22 protein-coding genes are annotated in these 22,647 nt (G+C 39.1%); 11 read left to right on the forward strand and 11 right to left on the reverse strand.

What is annotated here, in order from left to right; all coding sequences use genetic code 11:
• Nucleotides 1-110: 110 nt before the first annotated feature.
• Nucleotides 111-1,091 carry a metal-dependent hydrolase gene (locus PZE06_RS07940; RefSeq protein WP_150915137.1) on the reverse strand — a complete coding sequence of 327 codons (981 nt, stop codon included), beginning with the start codon at nucleotides 1,089-1,091 and terminating at the stop codon, nucleotides 111-113.
• 198 nt (nucleotides 1,092-1,289) lie between these two features.
• Between PZE06_RS07940 and mutY the strand changes: the two genes are divergently transcribed.
• Nucleotides 1,290-2,384, forward strand: a complete 1,095-nt coding sequence (mutY, locus tag PZE06_RS07945; protein WP_150915136.1) for an A/G-specific adenine glycosylase — start codon at nucleotides 1,290-1,292, stop codon at nucleotides 2,382-2,384.
• A 391-nt stretch (nucleotides 2,385-2,775) separates the two neighbouring features.
• On the opposite strand, the gene PZE06_RS07950 is transcribed toward mutY, so the two are convergent.
• On the reverse strand, nucleotides 2,776-2,964 hold the full coding sequence (locus PZE06_RS07950) for a hypothetical protein (protein WP_095314094.1): 189 nt from the start codon (nucleotides 2,962-2,964) through the stop codon (nucleotides 2,776-2,778).
• A 125-nt stretch (nucleotides 2,965-3,089) separates the two neighbouring features.
• Here PZE06_RS07950 and fabL point away from each other — a divergent pair, with 125 nt between their 5' ends.
• The 5 genes from fabL (at nucleotide 3,090) to PZE06_RS07975 (ending at nucleotide 7,363) form a co-directional block, all read left to right on the forward strand.
• Nucleotides 3,090-3,836: an enoyl-[acyl-carrier-protein] reductase FabL gene (gene fabL / locus PZE06_RS07955; RefSeq protein WP_095314092.1), complete on the forward strand. Its 747-nt coding sequence runs from the start codon at nucleotides 3,090-3,092 to the stop codon at nucleotides 3,834-3,836.
• A 79-nt stretch (nucleotides 3,837-3,915) separates the two neighbouring features.
• Complete coding sequence (locus tag PZE06_RS07960) at nucleotides 3,916-4,110, forward strand: gamma-type small acid-soluble spore protein (RefSeq protein ID WP_095314090.1); 195 nt, start codon at nucleotides 3,916-3,918, stop codon at nucleotides 4,108-4,110.
• Nucleotides 4,111-4,373: 263 nt separating this feature from the next.
• Nucleotides 4,374-4,625, forward strand: a complete 252-nt coding sequence (locus tag PZE06_RS07965; protein WP_095314087.1) for a YgaB family protein — start codon at nucleotides 4,374-4,376, stop codon at nucleotides 4,623-4,625.
• Nucleotides 4,626-4,859: 234 nt separating this feature from the next.
• The gene (ntdP, locus tag PZE06_RS07970) at nucleotides 4,860-5,390 is read left to right on the forward strand and encodes a nucleoside tri-diphosphate phosphatase (protein WP_095314085.1); all 531 of its coding nucleotides are present in this window, start codon (nucleotides 4,860-4,862) and stop codon (nucleotides 5,388-5,390) included.
• Between the two features lie 224 nt (nucleotides 5,391-5,614).
• Nucleotides 5,615-7,363 carry an ABC transporter ATP-binding protein gene (locus PZE06_RS07975; protein ID WP_095314083.1) on the forward strand — a complete coding sequence of 583 codons (1,749 nt, stop codon included), beginning with the start codon at nucleotides 5,615-5,617 and terminating at the stop codon, nucleotides 7,361-7,363.
• Between the two features lie 94 nt (nucleotides 7,364-7,457).
• Here PZE06_RS07975 and PZE06_RS07980 read toward each other — a convergent pair whose 3' ends face one another.
• The 8 genes from PZE06_RS07980 to PZE06_RS08015 all read right to left on the reverse strand — a co-directional run bounded on the left by PZE06_RS07980 (nucleotide 7,458) and on the right by PZE06_RS08015 (nucleotide 15,031).
• Nucleotides 7,458-8,204: an SIS domain-containing protein gene (locus PZE06_RS07980; RefSeq protein ID WP_137744782.1), complete on the reverse strand. Its 747-nt coding sequence runs from the start codon at nucleotides 8,202-8,204 to the stop codon at nucleotides 7,458-7,460.
• A 3-nt stretch (nucleotides 8,205-8,207) separates the two neighbouring features.
• Nucleotides 8,208-8,921 (reverse strand): KDGP aldolase, encoded by a 714-nt coding sequence (locus PZE06_RS07985; protein WP_150915135.1) that lies wholly within the window; start codon nucleotides 8,919-8,921, stop codon nucleotides 8,208-8,210.
• A 1-nt stretch (nucleotide 8,922) separates the two neighbouring features.
• Nucleotides 8,923-9,651 carry a creatininase family protein gene (locus PZE06_RS07990; protein WP_095314075.1) on the reverse strand — a complete coding sequence of 243 codons (729 nt, stop codon included), beginning with the start codon at nucleotides 9,649-9,651 and terminating at the stop codon, nucleotides 8,923-8,925.
• Nucleotides 9,652-9,667: 16 nt separating this feature from the next.
• Nucleotides 9,668-10,660 carry a phosphotriesterase family protein gene (locus tag PZE06_RS07995; RefSeq protein WP_095314073.1) on the reverse strand — a complete coding sequence of 331 codons (993 nt, stop codon included), beginning with the start codon at nucleotides 10,658-10,660 and terminating at the stop codon, nucleotides 9,668-9,670.
• A gap of 201 nt (nucleotides 10,661-10,861) precedes the next feature.
• A complete protein-coding gene (locus PZE06_RS08000; RefSeq protein ID WP_095314071.1) occupies nucleotides 10,862-12,157 on the reverse strand; it encodes a PTS ascorbate transporter subunit IIC in 1,296 nt (431 codons plus the stop codon).
• Between the two features lie 30 nt (nucleotides 12,158-12,187).
• Entirely contained in the window at nucleotides 12,188-12,454 is a 267-nt protein-coding gene (locus PZE06_RS08005; RefSeq protein ID WP_095314177.1) for a PTS sugar transporter subunit IIB, read from the reverse strand.
• Nucleotides 12,454-12,894 carry a PTS sugar transporter subunit IIA gene (locus PZE06_RS08010; RefSeq protein WP_095314069.1) on the reverse strand — a complete coding sequence of 147 codons (441 nt, stop codon included), beginning with the start codon at nucleotides 12,892-12,894 and terminating at the stop codon, nucleotides 12,454-12,456. The genes PZE06_RS08005 and PZE06_RS08010 overlap by 1 nt, the downstream gene beginning before the upstream one ends.
• A 25-nt stretch (nucleotides 12,895-12,919) precedes the next feature.
• On the reverse strand, nucleotides 12,920-15,031 hold the full coding sequence (locus tag PZE06_RS08015) for a BglG family transcription antiterminator (RefSeq protein WP_150915134.1): 2,112 nt from the start codon (nucleotides 15,029-15,031) through the stop codon (nucleotides 12,920-12,922).
• 491 nt (nucleotides 15,032-15,522) lie between these two features.
• Here PZE06_RS08015 and PZE06_RS08020 point away from each other — a divergent pair, with 491 nt between their 5' ends.
• From PZE06_RS08020 to PZE06_RS08040, 5 genes are all read left to right on the forward strand, one after another.
• Nucleotides 15,523-16,509, forward strand: coding sequence for an ABC transporter ATP-binding protein (locus PZE06_RS08020; RefSeq protein ID WP_150915133.1), 987 nt, complete (start codon nucleotides 15,523-15,525; stop codon nucleotides 16,507-16,509).
• Entirely contained in the window at nucleotides 16,509-17,480 is a 972-nt protein-coding gene (locus PZE06_RS08025; protein WP_150915132.1) for an ABC transporter ATP-binding protein, read from the forward strand. The genes PZE06_RS08020 and PZE06_RS08025 overlap by 1 nt, the downstream gene beginning before the upstream one ends.
• A 64-nt stretch (nucleotides 17,481-17,544) precedes the next feature.
• A complete protein-coding gene (locus PZE06_RS08030) occupies nucleotides 17,545-19,158 on the forward strand; it encodes an ABC transporter substrate-binding protein (RefSeq protein WP_150915131.1) in 1,614 nt (537 codons plus the stop codon).
• Between the two features lie 277 nt (nucleotides 19,159-19,435).
• Nucleotides 19,436-20,440 carry an ABC transporter permease gene (locus PZE06_RS08035; protein WP_137744789.1) on the forward strand — a complete coding sequence of 335 codons (1,005 nt, stop codon included), beginning with the start codon at nucleotides 19,436-19,438 and terminating at the stop codon, nucleotides 20,438-20,440.
• A gap of 15 nt (nucleotides 20,441-20,455) precedes the next feature.
• Nucleotides 20,456-21,355 (forward strand): ABC transporter permease, encoded by a 900-nt coding sequence (locus PZE06_RS08040; protein ID WP_095314058.1) that lies wholly within the window; start codon nucleotides 20,456-20,458, stop codon nucleotides 21,353-21,355.
• 31 nt (nucleotides 21,356-21,386) lie between these two features.
• On the opposite strand, the gene PZE06_RS08045 is transcribed toward PZE06_RS08040, so the two are convergent.
• A complete protein-coding gene (locus PZE06_RS08045) occupies nucleotides 21,387-22,469 on the reverse strand; it encodes an FUSC family protein (RefSeq protein WP_150915130.1) in 1,083 nt (360 codons plus the stop codon).
• Nucleotides 22,470-22,647 lie beyond the last annotated feature (178 nt).

The following is a 22,647-nucleotide window of genomic DNA, read 5'->3' on the forward strand; positions in this document are numbered from 1 at the left end:
CTCGAGCTAAAGCTGATACATGTTTTACGGAAACATTCAGGTGTAAAAAAAGAGTACCCTCTTGGATACTCTTTTCAGTTGAAAGGCGTTTACCCCTTTGTACAAGGAAATTAGTTCGGAATGACTTCAAGTTTTTTTCTAAGTTTTTCTTCGCTAAATATCCAGCCTGTATAAGAAGTAACAATATTTAGCTCTCGATCAAGTTGAACGACAGCGACAAATGGATAATGATCTTTACTGCGATAGCGTAAATCGATAAACTTGACTTCATAGTAACTGTCATATTCGTCAACTTCCCAGCGATAGACAGGAGAAAAAGAGAGGAAAGCAGATAAATTTTCATCCTTTTTCGCAGCGGCAATGACTGGAGACGATGGGACTTTTACTCGATTAAATTGATCGATAATGGTGACATCATTGTTGTGGGCGCGGCCGACAAAAAATTGGTTGTTATTCATAACGGCGATGCGCCATTGATGAAATTTCATTGTTGGTGAAATGATGATGTCGGTAGCATCGGGAATGAGAGCCCGAACCTCCTTCATTACTTTGCGCTGCGTGAAAAAGCGAACAAAATAATAAAAGACAAGAATTATATATAGAGTTAAGAAAGTGTAACCAGGATTTCCACCTAACATCCAAATGATGATTCCAAGCACATGCAATCCAAAAATGTAGGGATCGAATGTATTGATCACGCCGAGTGCAATCCATTTCGATGAGAAGGGCCGCAATGCTTGAGTACCATAAGCATTAAAAATATCGACAAAAACGTGTAAGAAAACAGCAAGGAATGTCCAAAGCCATAAATGCAGAAGGTTCGCTTCTGGAAAAAAAGGATATATAACCGCTGTGATCGCAATAGGCCATAATAACACAGCTGGAATAGAGTGCGTTATTCCACGGTGATTTCGAAGATATACAGCATTATTTTTAAGTTTAAGAACAGTATCAACATCAGGAGCCTGTGATCCGACGATGGTTCCTACCATAACGCTCGTTGCAGTAGCAGCACTTCCTGCAACAACCGGATCAAGTGTAGCAAGCCCTCCAAGGGCAAGCCCCATAACTAGGTGTGTGCCAGTGTCCAAAAGGATGAACCTCCTTGTAGGATAGAGTGAAGTGATCCAGTATAGGCAAAATGCTCTGCCTTAAAGGCTAAATAATATATAATAATTTTAACAACATGTGCGCTGTAAATATAGTTTTTTCCGGTATTTTTATAAATTGTTTAAAACAAAATTCACAAATATTTATTATTAATATGTTTGACACCAGGAGGCACATTCATGACAGATTCCTTAAAAAACCTTAAATTAATTGAAAAAGATGCCTTCCAGAATGATTTAATTGAGTGGTTTGCGAAAGAACAACGGATTCTTCCTTGGAGGAAGGATCAGGACCCATATAAGGTTTGGGTTTCCGAAATCATGCTTCAACAAACAAGGGTAGACACGGTCATCCCTTACTTCAATCGTTTCATTGAACAGTTCCCCACATTGGAGGACTTAGCTGATGCTGATGAAGAAAAAGTATTAAAGGCATGGGAAGGATTGGGCTACTATTCAAGGGTCAGAAATCTCCAGTCGGCTGTGAAAGAAGTAAAAGAAAAATATGGCGGAACCGTTCCCAATACTAAGGATGAAATTTCCACATTGAAAGGAGTCGGTCCCTATACGGCAGGAGCCATTTTATCGATCGCTTACGGAATTCCAGAGCCTGCTGTTGATGGCAATGTGATGAGAGTTATATCACGTATTTTATCGATTTGGGATGACATTGCAAAGCCTTCTACGAGAAAGATCTTTGACAAGGCGATTGAACAACTGATTTCTCATGACAATCCATCTTATTTTAATCAAGCATTAATGGAACTCGGTGCTCTCATCTGCACACCAACGACTCCTTCGTGTTTACTATGCCCTGTGCGTGACCATTGCCATGCCTTTCATGAGGGTGTTGAGAAAGAGCTTCCCATTAAAACAAAGGCCAAAAAGCAAAGGCTTATACGCCTTGCAGCAGTCGTAATAAAAGATAGCGATGGAAAAACGGTGATTCATAAACGTCCAAGCAGTGGTCTATTGGCAAATATGTGGGAATTCCCTAATGTGGAAATATCTTTGCCATTTTCTCGAGAAAAGAGTCATATTCAAGGCTTATTGTTGGAGCAGCTTGGAATCGAAGTAAAGCTTGGGCAAAATGTTGGGCACATTGAGCATGTGTTCTCGCATCTAAAGTGGGATATTCAAGTATTTGAAGGCAAGCTCCTTGCCCCGATAAAGGAAGCCGATGATTTAAAATATGCAACTCTTGAAAGTATTGATGCGTATCCATTTCCCGTCTCGCACCAAAAAATTATCAAACAATACTACAAATTTTCATGAAAAAGCGCCGAGAAAAACGGCGTTTTTTCACATCATATGAAGTATGAATTCAATGGCGTGGGCAATTGAGCTTTTTTTTGTTTGAGCTAGTTTCCCGAAAGGTAATTTAGAGGATTTGGACTTAGAATGTTGGTGTACTGTCTTTATGTCCAAATAGGCCTTCTAATCGAGCGGCAAGTCTGACTCTCCATTTTCTGTCCAATCTCGACTTTCGTTCGAACTTGCGAAAGCGGCTCTCAGCCATTTCTGACTGAATAGGTTTTCTAATCGGACATAGAAAGAGCACGTGCATCATTTTTTGTCGGTGCTGCGAAGCCTAAGCGTATATTTTTCTGTCCAAATGCATCACAATCGGCACATTCGCTTCGAAATGCTGGAAAGAGTTGTAACATTAAAATCTTTTTCGAAGTCCACCGCGATTTTCGATTTCTGTAATGATTTCCTGGTGAATGGTTTGGCCTTGTGCGTTTAAGTAAGGCGTCATTTGTTGTAAAGAGTGGTGAAAATAAGCAAGTTCTTTATCATTCCAGTTCGTAATAGGGAGCATGGACAGTTCCGTCATGTCTCTTCCATCGTACATTTGAAACACTCCTTCATCTTTTGTATACGAATAGTCTTATATTCTCAATTGCTATCTATACAAAGAATGACTAAAATTGAAGAAGAAACTCGGAAGAACGGGGATAAGAAAGGATTTCGATTTTTATGACAAAGGTTGCATTAGTTACTGGAAGTAGTCGAGGAATTGGCAAAGCGACAGCCTTGCGTTTAGCACAGGAAGGCTATGATATTGTGCTCAATTACGCGAGAAGCAAAAAAGCTGCTTTGGAAACGGCTGCTGAAATTGAAGCGTTAGGAAGAAAAGTATTGGTCGTTAAAGCCAATGTTGGGGACGTGGAAAAAATAAAAGCCATGTTTGAAGAAATCGATCAAGTATTTGGTCGTTTGGATGTATTCATCAGCAATGCAGCATCAGGTGTGCAAAGGCCAGTTATGGAATTGGAAGAATCCCATTGGAATTGGACGATGAACATCAATAGTAAAGCACTTTTATTTTGTGCCCAGGAAGCAGCGAAACGAATGGAAAAGAATGGTGGAGGCAAAATTGTCAGTATCAGTTCTTTAGGGGCCATTCGCTATTTAGAAAATTACACGACAGTGGGAGTATCAAAGGCGGCAGTCGAAGCACTTACTCGTTACTTGGCTGTTGAATTATCGGCGAAGAATATCGTGGTAAATGCTGTCTCAGGTGGAGCGGTAGATACAGAAGCGTTGAAATCTTTTCCAAATCGCGAGGAGCTTCTTGCTGAAGCTAGAGCGAAAACCCCGGCAGGAAAAATGGTAGAAATTGATGATATCGTGAACACTGTAATGTTTCTCGTCAGTGATCAAGCCAGCATGATTAGAGGACAAACAATTATTGTTGACGGCGGCATATCATTATTAGTATAAATAAGTCATTTATTTCCAGAAAATAAATGGATATTTATCTCCACGTCTGGATAAATTAATAGGCGTGGAGGTGATATCAGTGGCAAAGCCAAACAAATCTCAAGCTGGAACTAACATTCAACAAGTGCGCCAGCAAAACGCTCAATCTGCTGGTTCTCAAGGGCAATTCGGTACAGAATTTGGTAGCGAAACGAACGCACAAGAGGTTAGAAAACAAAACCAACAAGCAGAATCTAAAAAATCTCAAAACTCTGGCCAATTTGGTCAATCATAACAGTATATACTTAAAAAAGAACACTCCTTCTTATGCGCAGAAGGGGTGTTCTTTTGTGCAGTAAGAATGCTTTTTTCAAGCGTAAACAGCAAGGTCTGGCAAAGTCCAGTGCTAGTAAAAATCGCTATTTTGATTTTGACATGCTCCGGTGTTTTTTCGACAAAACTTCCTGTAAGCTTACATAACTAGTCAAAGGAATACCTCTAGGTGGAACGAATATATTAAAACGTGGAATTAAATCAGCTATAGGACGGTGTATAAACATGAATAAATTTAACCGTTTAGTAAGTGAACAGATGGAAACGATGGAAAAGCTGTTATTTCTTCAGTCTGAAATTGAGCGTTGTCAGGATATTGAAAGGGTACTTAAAGAACTTCAAGAGCAAGCTAAATTAGAAAGTGTTCGCAGGGATATAGCAGTAAAGAAAGCAGAATTACAGGAAATCCATAAGATCTTTGAGGAGCAAACTGAAGAGTTAATTCAGTCTTATCAGGATGCACGTGCTTTAGTTTAATGGTTTTAAAAAACAATCGAATCTTTGAAATAAGTGAAGTCATTGAAATATTTCAATGGCTCTTTGTTTTAAATTCTCCCTTTTACCGTTATAATAATAAAAAGAGAAACTGGACAGGCTTTGTTATTTTTGAATAAGTTTAACGAATTCAACAATTGTCACAATGGCTGTTAACTTGGAAGTCATTGTCAAATATATTCAAGGTGTTCGGAAAATGAAAGTAGGGAGACTAAAATGGAAGTACCTATGGAAGGTGAACCGATACAAATTCATAGCTATAAGCATAATGGACATATTCATCGAGTATGGGATGAAACAACCGTTTTAAAAGGCTCGCGAAATTTAGTTATTGGTGGAAATGATCGGACTATAGTAACTGAATCGGATGGCAGAACATGGGTAACACGGGAGCCAGCAATCTGCTATTTTCATGCACAGCTTTGGTTCAACGTGATTGGGATGATTCGCGAGGATGGGATTTACTATTATTGTAATTTAAGCTCACCGTTTATTTTTGACGGAGAAGCTTTGAAGTACATAGATTATGATTTAGATATTAAGGTTTTTCCCGACATGACCTTTAATTTGCTTGATGAGGACGAGTATGAACGGCACCGAAAGGAAATGAAATATCCTGAAGTGATTGATCAAATTTTAAAAACCCATGTGGATAAGCTCATGCGTTGGATACGTCAAAGAAAAGGTCCTTTTGCCGCGGATTTTATTGATATTTGGTATGAGCGATATTTAACCTACAGACGCTAACAAGGAAATGTATGATGAGATCGCCTGTTGACATGGATTCAACAGGTTTTTATATGTGAATAATGTTGTTAGTTAGAAGCGTTGCTAACGTTTGGTGTTTATGTTGTGATTAAGGTAGGAGAAGGAAGATTGGAAAGGTCTGTTTTGAAAAGTCAGGTCTAGCTGGTGTTAAGCATTGATCTGAATATTTTTCTAATGGCTGTTTTCAACTAGGGGGGAACAGGTTGGATAGTATACGGAGGTACATGCGTTTCGTAAAGCCATATCGATTCCAAATCATGGGAACGATTGTGATTGGGATTATTAAATTTGCCATACCATTGCTGATTCCTTTGCTGATTAAATATGTTCTTGATGATATTGTTGGTAATGATGGACTTAGCGGAGATGAAAAGGTAAGCAAGCTCATATTAATCATGGGAATTATGATTGTTATTTTTCTTGTTGTGCGGCCGCCGATTGAATATTATCGTCAATACTTTGCCCAGTGGACAGCGAGTAAAATCCTTTACGATATACGGGACAAACTTTTTACCCATATACAAAAATTGAGTTTTAAGTATTATTCCAACACGAAGGCGGGGGAAGTCATTTCTCGTGTGATTAATGACGTCGAGCAAACGAAAACATTTGTCGTTACCGGCTTGATGAATTTATGGTTGGACCTTGCTACGATTGTGATCGCAGTTGTCATCATGCTGACGATGGATGTGTCATTAACATTTGTTTCGCTTGTTTTATTCCCTTTTTATGCATTTTCAATCAAATATTTTTTCGGGAATCTACGAAAGCTGACGAGGAGGCGCTCTCAGGCCCTTGCTGAGGTTCAAAGCTATTTACATGAACGGGTACAGGGAATGCCTGTTATAAAAAGCTTTGCTATTGAGGATGAAGAGCAAAAGCGCTTCGATTCACAAAATAGCAATTTTTTAAGTAAAGCGATTGAGCATACAAAATGGAATGCGAAGGCATTCGCAGTAGTCAATACGATTACAGATATTGCCCCGCTTTTAGTGATCGGTTACTCTGGTTATCAAGTGATTCAAGGTCATTTATCGATTGGAGAAATGGCTGCTTTTATTGCTTATATTGATCGTCTTTATAACCCGCTACGAAGGCTGGTAAACTCATCAACGACATTAACCCAGTCGATCGCTTCCATGGATCGGGTCTTTGAATTTATCGATGAAAAATATGATATTGCTGACAAACCAAATGCGATTCCCTGTAATAAGGTCTCCGGCCATATTCAATTAGAAAATGTGAGTTTTGCTTATGACAAAGATGAAGAGAAAGTACTGAAGAATATCTCCCTTGATGTGAAAGAAGGAGAAACGATTGCCCTCGTTGGTATGAGCGGCGGAGGCAAGTCCTCATTGGTTAGTTTGCTGCCGAGGTTTTACGATGTGACAGAAGGGCGCATCCTTCTTGATGGCATCGATATTCGCGAGTTTGAGGTCCGTTCGCTGCGCGATAAAATTGGGATGGTGTTACAGGATAATATTCTCTTCAGCGAATCGGTGAAATCAAATATTTTAATTGGCAAGCCTGATGCCACGGACGAAGAAGTAATTGAGGCAGCGAAAGCAGCTAATGCCCACGACTTTATTATGAATCTGCCTGAAGGCTATGATACGAAGGTAGGCGAACGTGGAGTGAAGCTGTCAGGCGGGCAAAAACAAAGGGTTGCGATAGCGAGAGTCTTTATTAAGAATCCACCTATATTAGTCTTAGACGAAGCTACTTCTGCTTTAGATTTAGAAAGCGAGCATTTAATTCAGGAGGCGTTGGAGAAGTTGGCTAAGGAGCGTACAACTTTTATCGTTGCCCATCGACTGTCAACAATTACCCATGCAGATCGCATCGTCTTAATTGAAAATGGAGAAATCGTCGAAATCGGTCGTCATGAACAATTGATGGAAGCACAAGGTCATTATTATAAGCTTTTTCAAATTCAACAATTAGAGCATTAGAAATAGAAGCGATAAAGATCGCTTTGAAAAACGATGCACGAAAGAGAACAAGCGCAAGCACTTGTTCTCTTTCGTTTGTTTTTTGTTCACTTCTCTATTCCACGTTTAAAGTTAGTAAAGGAATTCGTTCTTGATATTTTTTTACTAATGCTTCATTATGAGCATCGGAATCTTCCATGTTTCCACTGAGGAAAATGGGTGGTTCAAAACCTCGATCAGCCATGATTTTTATAGCTTCAGCAAAAATACTGTTTAGAATCGTTGCACCGATCACCGTTGAGGTCGGGCCAAACTTAATTTTCACTTTTTCGTAAGCTAAGATGGCATCCCCTTTAGCAGAGTGATTATCGATGACTAAGTCAACCGAGTTAAATAGATGTTTGCCGCTTTTATGGCGAGAAGGTTGGCTTTTAGCATATTCTAGAGAGGTAATGCCGATTACAAAGGCGCCTTTTTCTCTTGCATAGTTGGCAACATCAACGGGAACAGGATTTCGTCCGGAAGTCGATAAAACAAAAACAATATCATTTGCCTTGATCTCATGCTCTTTAATAAAGTTTTCAGCATAATCATTTTTTCGCTCGAGTTGGGAAGAACGCATAGCCCCTTCATGAAGCATTAGCGGCTCGAACAAAATTGGTTTAATGGGCACTAACCCACCAGCGCGATAGAAAACCTCTTCGGTTAATATATGTGAATGGCCGCAGCCAAACAATTGAATAATGCCGCCTTTTTCGATACTATTTGCGACTTTTTCTGCTGCTAATTGTAAATGCTCTTTTTCATTTTCTAAAACGTGCTCTAGTAAATGGCTGACTTTTTGAAAATAATTCGATAGCATATGTTACCCCTCCAGTGCATGTAATACTTGTGCAACTTCTGTTGGAATTGTTTTTCCTGTTACCTTATCGATGGTAGAGCCAAAAATATGCGGCATGAAAAATTCTATTTCAATACTCTTTATAGCATTAATAATGGTGCGAATATTTGCTGCGCTAATGCCACCAGCAGGTTCAATGCCACGAATTCCTTTTTGAGCTGCTACTTTCGTTAAATAAACAAGCTCCTCTAGATGAACTTCACCGGATAGAGGCATAAATTTAATAGATTCCACTCCAAGTGCATGGGCAATTTCCACGAATTCCTCCACTTTTACTTCAGAACCAGTTGGTAATTTCACTGTTCCAATGGTTCCACTTGGATTCACTAATGCATTAATGAGTTGTGGTGAAGCCGCCTTTCCGTCTATAAACCCTTTTGCATATACAGCATTCTCAAAGGGTTGATTAATGTGGCCCGGGTTGGAGAGGGCGGCAATGTCGAGAACCCGTTTTGCGAACACGGGGTCTCCGCCGCCACCAAGGCCAATGGAGACGATGTCCACCACTTCTTTCAGCTCTTTCACTTTGCTTGCGCCATCTTCAATGTTGGAAAAATCGGATGCTACGATTCCAGGTACGACGAACCCTTTACCAGCTTCCATGACTTCCTCGGCATTTGCTTTATCTTTTGCTAAAAAATTGAATAGGACAAAATCATAAAGTTTTTGTTTTAACATATTAACGGCCTTCTTTCATCTGTTCAATAAGTTGGACCATGTTATCAAGGGCAACTTTAATTATTTTTTCACCTTTATCCACTCGAGCTAATGTCGCATCACTTAAGACAGCTGTTTCGGTGAACTCTTCCCATGGTGTCGGTGTTACATCAGCACTCATCGGAATCGTTGGCATATCATTCAACGCTTTTTCCATCTGCACGAATTCGGGAGCTAAATATAACATATACGATGTTTCGATTTCGTCAGCATGAAAGTATGTTCCGTGACTTGCAGGAGTTTCTCTCACTTCACTGATGATCTTGCCGGTTCCCGGATAAAACAAGTACAGGACTGTTAAGCCTGGATATTTTTCATAAAGCTTGCGCGCAGCTTCTTTCATGGCAACCGCATTTCCTAGATGTCCATTGACCATCGCGAAAATTTGGAATCCTTGACGATATAAGCTTTCACCAATATCGTATAACATACTAATCAATGACTCATTCGAAACATTGATGCTCCCAGGGAAGTTTTTTAAACTCCAAACTTGTCCATAAGGTAAGGTTGGCAAAACAAATCCATTGATGCGCTCTGCAAGCTTTGCACTTAGTCGTTCTGCTAATAGATTATCAGTACCTAATGGCAAATGGGGACCATGTGCTTCGACAGCACCTATTGGCAAAATCGCAACCTTTTTAGCCATGATTTTTTCTTTTACTTCAAAGGAGTTCTCATATTGGAATTGCATGCTTGCACCTCGCTGTCTATTTTTTAAATGTAAAGCATCTTGCTGGGTTTTCGACGAAAAATTTATGAATCAATTGTTCTCCATTAAAGCCCTTCTGATTCGCCTCATCTATAAATCTTGGAACCCATTTGGCAATAATATATTCTAGGCCTAAGCCATAATCGTAATGTTTATAATAGCTTTTGCGGGCTGTATCACCAGATATTAAGATTTGGTTTTCAAAGCCTTTTTCTACTAAATTTAAGATACATTCAATTCTCAGCGATTCTGGTGCGTATTTGATTTTCGCAATGCCATCGAAGCTTAACAAGGCGCCGGTTTTGGCAATTTTTTCATGATAGTACGGATCCGGATTGCGGTCCATATGTCCGATGCTTAAGTATTCTAGGTTCACATTTTCTGATTTCAATAGTTCAATTTGTTCCAATGCCATTGTACCAGCTTCTGTATGTGAGTGGATGGGAGCTTTTGTTTCATGATGAGCTCTTGCTACTGCACGTAAAGTTTTCTCCTCTAACGGTGTGATGCGGTTATAGCCTGTTCCGAATTTTACTTGTCCTGCTTTAAAGGGAGTACCTTCGAGTCCTTCTTCAACTTCCCTTATTACAAAGTCAGTTAGCTTATTAATGCTTGTGTTCTCGATCCATTCTGCGTACGTTTGGTAATTTCCGATAAGGGGCTTGAGCTCGTCCTTTATCTTTCCATCCCAAAGAAAGCTTTTGTTAAAACCAGCTGTTCCGACAATGTGTAGATCAAGCTCGTCGGAAATTTCTTTTACAGCTTGAACATCTCGACCATAGTCTACAGCGGTAGCATCAACAATAGCCTTTCCACCATGACGCTTAAAATCAGCTACATCTTTTTTAGATTTCTCTTTATCATCTAACAGTAAATCATTTGCGTCTCTTTCAGCCCAATAGGCTGGACGGCAAACAATATGTTCATGCGAATAAGTAAAGCCTAACTCTTTCGGTTGAATATCTCCTCTTAATGTACGAATAAAGCTCATATCGATCCCTCCTGATTGACTAAATGAAAACCGACATAGTTTCATGTCGGCTCAGGCGGTTATCGTAAACGTTTGCTTTCTTTCCCTTTTTCTCGTGCTGTTCCCTTCATAGGAAACTCCGCATTTTTCAAGATTTAGCAAGGTGAACCAAACGTTGTCATTCAACCTGAAGACAGATGGATGTCGGTTTTCATTTTGTTGTTAATTAAAGAGCATTCCGATTAATTTGAATAGTGGTCCTAGGATAAACATATCTGAATCCGCTGCCCACATGGCAGTATCTGGAATTGTGGAAGAGATCAGTGTTTTTACCATGAGATACTGACCCCAAGCGACGATCGTTGCAGTAATGAAACCGCCCATTAGTGCGCCACGCACACCGCCGGTTGCGTTTCCAAAAACTCCAGCTGTTGCCCCATGGAAGAAAAGGACGATCATTGTTGGTACAAAGACATAGCCTACTGTTTGACCTAAAACAATCAGCCAAATAAGTCCACCTGCAAAGGCTCCGAGGAAACCAAGAATAACGGCATTTGGAGCATAAGGGAATACAACAGGTGCGTCTAATGCCGGTCTTGCTCCTGGTACAAGCTTTGTCGCAATACCATTGAAGGCAGGAACGATTTCACCAATAAACATTTTTACCCCGAAAAGGACGACCGCGATACCAGCTGCAAAGGTAAAGGATTGAATGATGGCATACATTATGAAATTTTGCTCTCCAGCTTGGGCAATTAATGCATCTGCAGCCGGAGTATCTTTCATTGAAAGAATGACAGCGCCTACCACGAATAGAATACTCATCGTTAAGGCCGTAATGACATTGGAATCTCTAAGGAATTCCAATCCTTTAGGCAATTTAATCTTTTCAGAATCATTTTCTTTATTGCCAAACCATTTCCCAAACCATGATGCAAGTAAAGCAACAATCGCAGACGTGTGACCTAAAGCAATTTGATCATTTCCAGTTACTTTTCGCATATATGGTTGAACGATCGCTGGCTGTAATGTCCAATAAATCCCCATAAATACGGATAATATGAGAACTAATGCCGCGAATGGAATATTTGTTGCTGAGTCGATGAGAACGCCGGCAAAAATCATCGTTGTCCAGAACATCATATGTCCAGTCAAGTAAATATATTTAAAGCGAGTAAATCTTGCCAAAAGCACGTTTATGACAAATCCGATAAACATTGCTAATGTAACTGCGGAACCGTATTTTGCATTGAATGCTTCTTGTCCCATGAAGGAACTAAATTCTGCGCCTTCAATTCCAAATACCTCACTCCACATTGGTTCAAACACACCGAGGGCACCTGTGATGACTCCGGCACCAGCATTAATGATTAAGAATCCAATCATTGCTTTAAAAGTGCCGCTGATAATTTGACTGCTATTTTTTTTCTGTAATATCAAACCGAGCAACACGATAAAACCTAATAAAATTGCTGGTATTCCAAAGAAGTTAGATGCTAACCATTGAATAACCTCCATTATTAATCCTCCCTTTTTATCTAGAATTTACTACGCTAAATTTGCTTCAAGAGCTGTTTTTATCTCATTGGTATCAAAGTAGTTATTGACAATAATGATCTTAGATGAATGTCCTTCTAATGATTGTGCTAATTCGTTGCTTGTAATGATATAGTCAGGATGCTCTGCAGAAGCGCTGGAAACATCCGTATTTTCTACATCTGCTTCAATTCCCATCTCACGTAGCACATTCTCCACATTAATTCTTAAAATTAAACTTGTTCCTTGTCCTAGACCGCAGACACATAAAATTTTCATCATTCTTGTCCTCCTAATAGTGGTTTAATTTCTTCATAGCTTTGAGCAGTTAATAGTTTTTCTACATTTTCTTGATCAGATAGAAGCGCCATCAATTTTTGCAGCACGGTTACATGCTCGATACTAGATGAAGCACCTAAGCCGAAAACCAACCTTACTGGGTCGTTATAAGAATGACCAAATTTAACAGGGGTCTTTAATCTTACAAATGAAACACATGCCTCGTTGACGCCATCTTCTGGACGAGCATGAGGAAGAGCAATATTTGGTGCAAGAACAAAGTAGGGACCGTTTGTTTTAAATGAATGCACCATTGCATTTACATATGTTTCTTCAACAAGTTTGTTATTCTTGAGGAGCGTACCTGTGCTAATAATAGCTTCTTCAGGTGAATTAGCTTCTACGTCTAAAGCAATCAAAGATTCCTCCAAAAATTTCATGTATCACACCTCCATGTTTGTTAAGCTAATGCTGTTCAATTAAGGATTTTTTAATGTATTGATGGATTTCCCGTGCTGAGTGAAGTTTGATTAATCTGTTAACTGTTTCTTTCTTAGAAAATAATCCTGTTAATTGGGATAATGCCCTGAGATGTGATTCTTGATCAAATGGAGCTAATGTAATGATTAAGAAGACATCATGTTTAGAATCATTTGAAAAGGAGACAGCTTCCTCTAGCTTCAACAGACTTATGCCAAGTTTTTTGACACCATCCTCAGGTTTTGCATGGGGGATGGCTACCTTTGGCGAAATGACGATATAAGGTCCATGTTTTTCAACATTTGAAATCATTGCGTCCCTATATTCTTTCGTAATATATTCACCTTCTATAAGTGAGTTTGCAGCCAATTTAATAGCCGATTTCCAATCTGGCACGCTTGGCATTGTATGAATATGCTCTTCTTTTAAAATATCAATTAAGTTTGGCTTATATACTGCAGTTAGAGAAACTTCGGATCGATTTAAATGCTGGCGCAATTCCTTGATTAGTTCGTCCTTTTGATGTATCGTTGCATATCTTTCAATCACATCAACAATTCTGTCTGTTGCCAAGTTTTGTTTTTGTGAGCTATTAAAGATGGCGTTTACTTTTTTTAACAAGCCTTCTTTTTCTGCATCAGATAAAATCGGATTTACGACGAATATGGGAATATCATTTTTTTGAATCGCTGTTGTTGAAAAGACGAGATCAATGTCATAGTCTTTTTCTTCATAATCTCTAACGGAAACAGAATCGATAATATCGATTGTCGAAAATAAGCCTTCTAATTGCTGTTTTAATATTTGTGAAGTTCCAATTCCATTTGCACAAACGACTAGAGCTTTTTTTCTAGAAATCAGCGTAGTACCGGCTCTCCGTAGACAGCCGCCGAAATGAAATGAAATGTAAGCTATTTCATTTTCCGGTAGCGGTTTTCCAATTAACTTTTCGAAGGGCTCGATCACCTTTTGTGTAAGCGAGTACACCTCCTCAAACTTAGATTTAACAGAGTCGACGATGTTTTTTTCGACGTCGAGTCCATATTTGACTCGATAAAAAGCAGGTTTCAAATGTAGAACAAGATTTTTCACCAGCATTTCCTGATCATCAAATAGTGTACATGCGAGTATCTGAAATTGATGGGTCATCTTTTTAGCAACATTCGTTAATTCTTCTGAAAGTATATTGTCATTTCTATCTTCCTCAGAATAATTTACGCGCGCTCCCAATAAGTAGGTTGTAAAATAAAATTTTTCATCCTCAGGAAAGGAGGTATCAAAAATACGTTCGAGTTTTCTACAAATTTGTTTTGTCACTAAAAACGCTTTCGTTTTTCTTAAAACATCTTTCTCAACTAAATCCATTTTTATATATTTCTTTTGCGCAATCCTCATGCTAAATAGCACCAAGCGTAAACTTAAGCTATACAGCATATCATCTGTAAACTTAATATTTAATTCTTCTTCACTTTGAAAGAGAAATTGATAAACCTGTTTTATTAAATGTAAAAATTGTTCACTGCTATTAGGGTCATTTACTTGCAGTTGAATAGCAGCTACTAACGAATGATGATTTTGGATTGGGATCGCAATCGATAAATAATATCCAATCGCTCTGCGAATTTCAGCTTCGTCACCAGCAATGATGTACCCTTTTTTACGCTCAAACCCGAGATGAAGATGGAAGGAACGAATATCTGCCTTTAATGATTTAATATCCTCTATCGTAGTAGTTCTACTAACTCTGCTTTTTTCCATTAAATCCTCTAGGAAATAGCTTTTCACACCCATTAAGATATAGAGAGCAATCCACGCCTTGCGTTCATCCTGCGAGTATTCATAGTGCCAAGCTTTCATTTTCTCTATTTTGCTGGGAACTAATTTTTTTGCACGGTCCGTTAAAATAAAGCCAGCAGAACGAATGTTTTCAATCTTATCGATTCCAAGGCTGGCGAGCCAATCATTGATTTTTTCCATATCATAATAGATGGTTCGCCGTGAAACATTTATTTTCTCTGTTAATTCCTCCGCAGAAAGATAAGAGTCAGCATTGATTAGTTGCATTAAAATGGCAGTACTGCGTTTATCTAATGACATGTCATATTCCTCCTTGCACTAAAAGATTGTGCAGAAAGATCAAGGGCAATTGCTTAATTTGATCGTACATCTTCCTTACTGATATTAAAAGACCAAGTACCATCCATTGCTTTTGTGCAAAATCGTACTGATTTATCGAAATAGTCTAACAGCACTAAATGAAGTGGAGGAGGTAAAAAGGTTTTTGTCAAATAGATGACCACTTTTCGCGTTATATTTTTGAAAAATAATTTCAGAATATAACTTATATTATCTATTGGTATTACTGGGTTTATACTTCGAAAGAATTTAATGGAAAATTCGTTATATATAAATAATTCTGTTAAATAGTAGACGAAGTGTTATTTTTTTTATAAAATGTAGAATATTAGGAAGATTTACGTAATGTTTAAATTTTATCCTGCAAGATCATTTTTAATAAAACACCATGAAGAGAGCTTTGTTTTAGAAGGGAATCATTTTAAAAATGCAACTTTGAAAGGAGTAAAAGTGTGACTCAGGCTCCCGTTTTAGATGTAAAAGAATTGAGAACATCATTCATTTCGTCTGATGGTGAAATTCCAGCAGTCGATAATATTAGTTTTGCGGTTAATAAAGGAGAAATTCTAGGAATCGTTGGGGAATCAGGATGCGGAAAAAGCGTTACTTCATTATCGATTATGAAGCTTATTCCTCAGCCACCAGGAAAAATAGTAGGTGGAGAGATTCTTTTGAACGGTGAGGATCTTGTCCCGGCCACAGAAAAAAGGATGCGGCAAATAAGAGGCAATGACATTGCAATGATTTTTCAAGAGCCAATGACGTCTTTAAACCCTCTGTTTACGATTGGAAATCAATTAGTTGAAGGGATTATTTTACATAAAAAGGTAAGCAAGAAGGCAGCCTTTAAAATTGGTGTCGAAATGCTAAAGCTCGTCGGCTTGCCTAGAGCAGAACAGATTATGAAGGAATTTCCCCATCAGCTTTCAGGTGGAATGAGACAGAGGGTAATGATAGCGATGGCTTTATCCTGTGATCCAAAGCTGCTGATTGCGGATGAACCTACAACCGCTTTGGATGTAACGATCCAAGCACAAATTTTATCTTTAATGAAAGATTTAAACAAAAAATTAGATACAGCGATTATCATGATTACCCATGATCTAGGGGTGGTAGCAGAGGTTTGTCAAAGAGTGCTCGTGATGTATGCAGGAAAAGTAGTTGAAGAGGCAAGTGTGAGCGAGATTTTTAAAAACCCAAAGCATCCCTATACGATCGGTTTATTGCAGTCAGTGCCTGATGTTCGTGAAAAGAAAGAAAGGCTTTATTCAATCCCAGGTAATGTGCCAAGGCCAGGAACGATTACGACAGGATGCCGTTTTGCTGCACGATGTGACAAAGTGCAAGAACGCTGTTTAACAGAGGATCCTGAACTATATAAACAGGGCGACGGCCATTATGTCCGCTGTTTCCTGCATGCCTCGGGAGGTGAAATTTAATGGCAGAAGTATTGCTTAAGGTAGATAACTTGAAGAAATATTTTCCGCTTACGGGAGGTATTTTTGGCAAGAAAATTGGCGATGTCAAAGCGGTTGATGATGTCAGTTTTTATGTGAATAAGGGCGAAACCCTTGGTCTTGTTGGAGAATCAGGGTGCGGAAAGTCGACAACTGGGCGCGTACTGATGCGATTGTTGGAACCAACAGCAGGAACTGTAGAATTTGACGGAAAAGATTTGACCAAGCTCAAAGCGGAAGAAATGAGGCAAATGAGGAAAGAAATACAAATGGTGTTTCAGGATCCATTTGCATCATTAAATCCGCGTCACACCGTTGAAAAAATTCTTGAGGAACCACTCATTGTCCACGGGATCAAGGATAAGGATGAGCGCAAAAGAAGAGTGAAAGAAATGCTTGAAGTCGTCGGGTTAAACAGCTACCATGCTAAGCGCTATCCCCATCAATTCAGCGGTGGGCAAAGACAGCGCATCGGAATTGCCCGCGCTTTAATGACGAAGCCTAAATTAATTATTGCTGATGAGCCAGTGTCAGCATTGGATGTGTCCATTCAATCGCAAGTGCTGAATTTGCTCGAGGATTTGCAAAAAGAATTTCAATTAACCTACATATTTATTGCGCATGACCTCGGTGTTGTCAAGCATATAAGTGATAGAGTAGGGGTTATGTATTTAGGCAGATTAGTAGAAATAACTGAATCGGAAAAGTTATATGAAAAGCCTTTGCACCCCTATACGAAAGCATTACTAGCATCGATCCCAATTCCGGATCCGGACTTGAAACAGGAAAGAGAGCTGCTAAAAGGGGATTTACCAAGCCCTTCTGATCCACCTCAAGGCTGTGCTTTCCATACCCGGTGCGGCGATTGTATGGAAATTTGTAAAGTAACTAGACCAGAATTGGTAGAAGTTGAACCAGGTCATTATGCAGCGTGCCATTTGTATACCAAGTGAAAAGCTGCATTAAATGATATAGAAATAGGAGAGCTAATCTCGAAAAAAACAAAGGGGGAAAAGAATGAAGAAACGTAAAGGTATTTGGGCGTTAGTATTGATGTTGTTACTTTCATTGGCGTTAGTTGGATGTAATAGCAGTTCAACTAGCAATGAGGGAGAGCCAGACGATAGCACTGATGATAATGGTACAGAAGAAACGGCAGCTGGTGGTCAGCTTGTATTTGGCCGTGGCGGAGATTCTACTTCTCTTGACCCAGCAGCAACAACAGAAGGTGAAGCTTTCAAGGTTACAGTTAACCTCTATGAAACTCTTATTAATTTTGGAGAGCAAGATACGGAAATTCATCCAGGACTTGCAACAGAGTGGAGTACGAGTGAAGACGGTTTAACGCACACACTTAAGCTCCGTGAAGGCGTCAAATTCCACGATGGAACAGACTTCAATGCTGATGCTGTAGTGTATAACTTCGAGCGTTGGAAAGGTGGAGACAAGGAACAATTTTATTATTACAATTCGCAATTTGGAGACAAAATTGAATCTGTAACAGCGGTTGATGAGCACACTGTAGAATTCAAATTAACAACTCCAATTGCACCATTTTACAAAAACTTAGCGATGTCACCATTTGGAATAGCAAGTCCGACTGCCATTGAGGAGCATGGTGATAATTTCTTTAAAAACCCGGTTGGTACAGGTCCATTCAAATTTAAAGAGTGGAGAGAAAATGATCGCATCACGATTGTGAAAAATGAAGATTATTGGCAAGAAGGGCTTCCTAAGCTGGATGAAGTTATTTTCCGCGTAATTCCTGAAAACTCTGCTCGATTAAACGCCTTAGCGACAGGAGAAGTCGATTTAATTGACGGTGTTAACTTCAGTGATAAAGAAACGATCGAGTCCAATCCAGAGCTTCAAGTCTTTGAGCGACCATCGTTAAACATCGGTTACTTAGGTTTAACTTCTACTCGGAAACCATTGGATAATAAACTTGTCCGTCAAGCGTTAAATCATGCTGTTAATAAGCAAGAGATCATTGATGCATTCTATGCAGGTGCCGCAGATCCTGCCATTAATCCGATGCCTCCTGTAGTGGCTGGTTACAATCCTGATGTAGAGGATTATGAGTATGATCCGGAGAAGGCCAAGGAATTATTGGCTGAAGCTGGATACCCAGATGGCTTTGAAATGGAGCTTTGGGCAATGCCTGTTCCGAGACCATATATGCCTGAAGGACAAAAAGTCGCGGAAGCTCTTCAAAAAATGTTTGAGGAAATCGGAGTTAAAGCAAAAATTGTCACTTATGAATGGGGTACTTACTTAGAGAAGGCTAATGCTGGTGAGGCGGACACATTCTTATTAGGTTGGACCGGCGATAATGGGGATGCGGATAATTTCTTATACGTATTATTAGATGAAGATTCCATTGGCTCAAACAACTATTCGTATTACAAAAATGATGAAGTTCATGAGCTCTTACTAAAGGCACAAGCTAGCTCTGATCAAGCTGAACGCGATGAGCTCTATAAAAAAGCACAATTGATTATCAAGGATGACGCACCGTGGATTCCTTTAGTACACTCTACACCGTTATTAGCGGGAAGTGCTAATATTTCTAACTTCTTAGCTCATCCAACTGGTTCCGATCTATTGTCATCTGTCGAAATCAAAAATTAAGGTTGAGGGAAAGGGGGGCATATGGGTGGCTCCCTTTTCTTTATCTTGTTCTTATTCAGAACGATTTTTATTTCAATAGCTTTGTTAAACAATATGGTTGAGCAAAAACTTTTTTCGTGTAAAACCAAGATTTCCGTTATGTTCATGAAACGATATGAGCAATATTGCTTCATGGATCAGCAAGAAAATGAGTTAAAAAGCAACATCGACATTAACAAAGCGATACAAAAATGGTTCTCAATAAGCGCTATATTTCACATGCAAGTGAGGTGCAATCATGCTTTCCTATACGATAAAACGGCTTTTATCGCTCATTCCAGTTTTACTCGGTCTTACTTTAATTGTTTTTTTCATGATTCGAGCTATTCCTGGTAACCCAGCGCAAATTATTTTAGGACAATTAGCAACAGAGGAGGCAGTTGCAGAATTAACGAAGCAGCTCGGATTAGATCAACCTTGGTATACCCAATTCTTTCTTTATTTAGGGGGTTTATTTTCAGGAGATTTAGGACAATCATTAAGAACGAAGTCACCGATTAATGAAGAGATTTGGCCATTTTTAGCCGCCACTGCAGAGCTAGCTCTTTGTGCGATGCTGATTGCAATTGTGATCGGGGTGAATGCGGGAATTATCAGTGCTTGGTTTCAAAACTCATGGTTTGATTATGTAGCAATGATTCTAGCTTTAGTTGGAGTATCGATGCCGATATTTTGGTTAGGATTGATGGAGCAGTGGATTTTTGCGATAAATTTAGAGTGGCTTCCGACTTCTGGCAGAGAAAATGTAAGAGCCCCGATAGACGCGATAACAAATTTTTATATTATTGATACGATTATTCAAGGGCGATTTGACCAATTATGGATTGTGATTAAGCATTTAATTTTACCAAGTGCTGCTCTTGCTACCATACCGATGGCGATTATTGCCCGTATTACCCGTTCAACAATGCTTGAAGTGATGAAATCTGATTTTATCCGGACGGCGCGAGCAAAAGGGTTAAGAATGTTTTGGGTGGTGTACAAGCATTCCTTAAAAAATGCTGTTATTCCTGTATTGACAATTATTGGTTTGCAAACGGGGCTGCTTTTGGGGGGAGCGATATTAACAGAAACGATTTTTAGCTGGCCGGGCATTGGACGCTATATTTATGAAGCGATTAACTACAGAGATTATCCTGTTATCCAATCGGGAATTTTAGTTATCGCGGTCATTTTCGTTTTGATAAATTTAATCGTTGACCTGTTGTATGCGGTCATTGATCCAAGAATTAAATACAATTAGTGAGGGGGAGAGAAATTGGAGCTTTCAACAAATAATCAACTCCAGAGACCATTAGAACCGGTTGAAGAAAAAGCAGTCTCCCCTTGGCTAGAAGCGTGGAGAAGCTTTCGTAAAAATAAATTAGCAGTGCTTGGAACATTGATTGTATTATTTTTTATTTTATTAGCGATTTTTGCACCACTTATTGCACCTCAAGGAATTAATGAGCAAAATTTTGAAAAACGCCTGTTAGCGCCTTCAAGTGAACATTGGTTTGGCACGGATGATTTTGGCCGCGATATTTTTTCTAGGGTGGTACACGGGGCAAGAATTTCCCTCTGGGTCGGCTTTTTAGCGGTAACAGGCTCTATTGTAGTCGGCTGCTTATTAGGGATTTTGGCAGGTTATTATGGAAAATGGGTTGATACGATCATTTCCCGTTTCTTTGATATTTTGTTGGCATTTCCAAGTATTTTGCTTGCGATCGCCATTGTTGCCGTATTAGGCCCATCGTTGAAAAATGCACTGATTGCGATTGCGATCATTAATATTCCTAACTTTGGCCGTCTCATTCGCTCTCGGGTCTTAAGTGTCAAGCAAGAGGAATATATTTTAGCAGCTAAGGCTGTTGGAATGAAAAATAGTCGCATTCTATTCCATCATGTGATGCCAAATAGTATTGCGCCGATTATCGTTCAAGGAACATTAGCGATTGCAACAGCGATCATTGAAGCTGCCGCTTTAGGGTTTCTTGGATTGGGGGCTGAAGCACCAAATCCAGAATGGGGAAAGATGCTCACTGATTCCAGAGCATTTCTTGTACAGGCCCCATGGACTATGATTTTTCCTGGTTTGGCGATCATGCTCACTGTTCTTGGCTTTAACTTAATGGGAGATGGACTGAGAGACGCACTGGATCCAAAAATGAAAAATTAACCAAAAAAAGCAGCTGAAAAGATCAGCTGCTTTATTCTTGGATAGTTTCCTCCATATTAAGCTCGTTTTCCTTTGTATGATATGATTTAAAGCTCGTTACCAGCACGTCTAAATGATTTAAATGCTCATCATATTCGATGATAAAGGAAATTAACTGCATAATATGAAAGAAGGTCACTTCATTTTCATAATCAATTTCTTTTTGCTTTGCGATAAAGAGGCTAAATAGTTCTTGGCGATTTAGGCACAGCTTATCTTCCTCGATAGATTTCTCCCGTTTGACCTTGCCAATAAACTTCAGCATGATTTGCTCATGCCGTTCAATTAAGAAATCGAGCTGGTGCTGAATCTCTAAATGGAAGTCATCAGGCAAGTGAATCACGTCATTTTCAAAGCGATGCAACCTTTTCAGGATTTCAATTGCTTTTTTCGTCGTGGAAATCATTTGCCGATAAATCACGAGCTTTCTCGCCTTCGTTGCTGTGTTTTTCTTAAAATAACTTCTTTCTTCTTTGTACATTAGATAAAGCTGATTAACCTTTAATAAATCATCTTTGATTTTTTCAATATCTTTTTTTAAAAAGGTATGTTCTGATGCATGCCGAGTATTCATGCGAATCCATCTTGTTGCTTCTTCTGTCAAACTGGCAATCCGAAAATAAAGCTTCTTCTCATATTTTGGAGGCAAGAAGACAAGATTAACAATAAATGCTGATAAAATCCCTAGTAAAATGGTTAAAAAGCGAATGAGAGCAAACTCAATAAATTCATCACCAGGACTTTCCATTATCGCAATTAATGTGACAAGGGATAGGCTGATGGTATTAGAAATATTTAATTTTAGATTTATCGTGATCACAATGATGGCAGCAAGCCCGATCACAGCAACATTATTCCCTAAAGTGACAACAAACAAAACTGCAACAATTGCTCCGATGATATTCCCCTGTACCTGCTCAATAATAGATAAATAGGAGCGATAAATGGTCGGCTGAACAGCAAAGATCGCCGCTATCCCAGCAAAAATTGGGGAAGGTAACTGAAATAGCTCTGACAGTAAGAGGGCAAGAACAATTGCAATTCCCGTCTTTAATATGCGGGCACCAAGCTTCATAAGTAGATTTTTCCTTTCTTTTCAACAAAAATAACACTTCTCATTATATGAGATGTGTATACATACTTTAAACTATTTTATTTTATTTCACAATAGACAAAAATTCATAATATGTGAAGAGTATATGAATTAGGCGTGAGTTCATGCTCTTACGAGTGGCTATACGGGCAAAATTGCT

The sequence above is a fragment of the Robertmurraya sp. DFI.2.37 genome (genome assembly GCF_029211245.1).
GTDB lineage: Bacteria > Bacillota > Bacilli > Bacillales > Cytobacillaceae > Robertmurraya > Robertmurraya methanolica_A.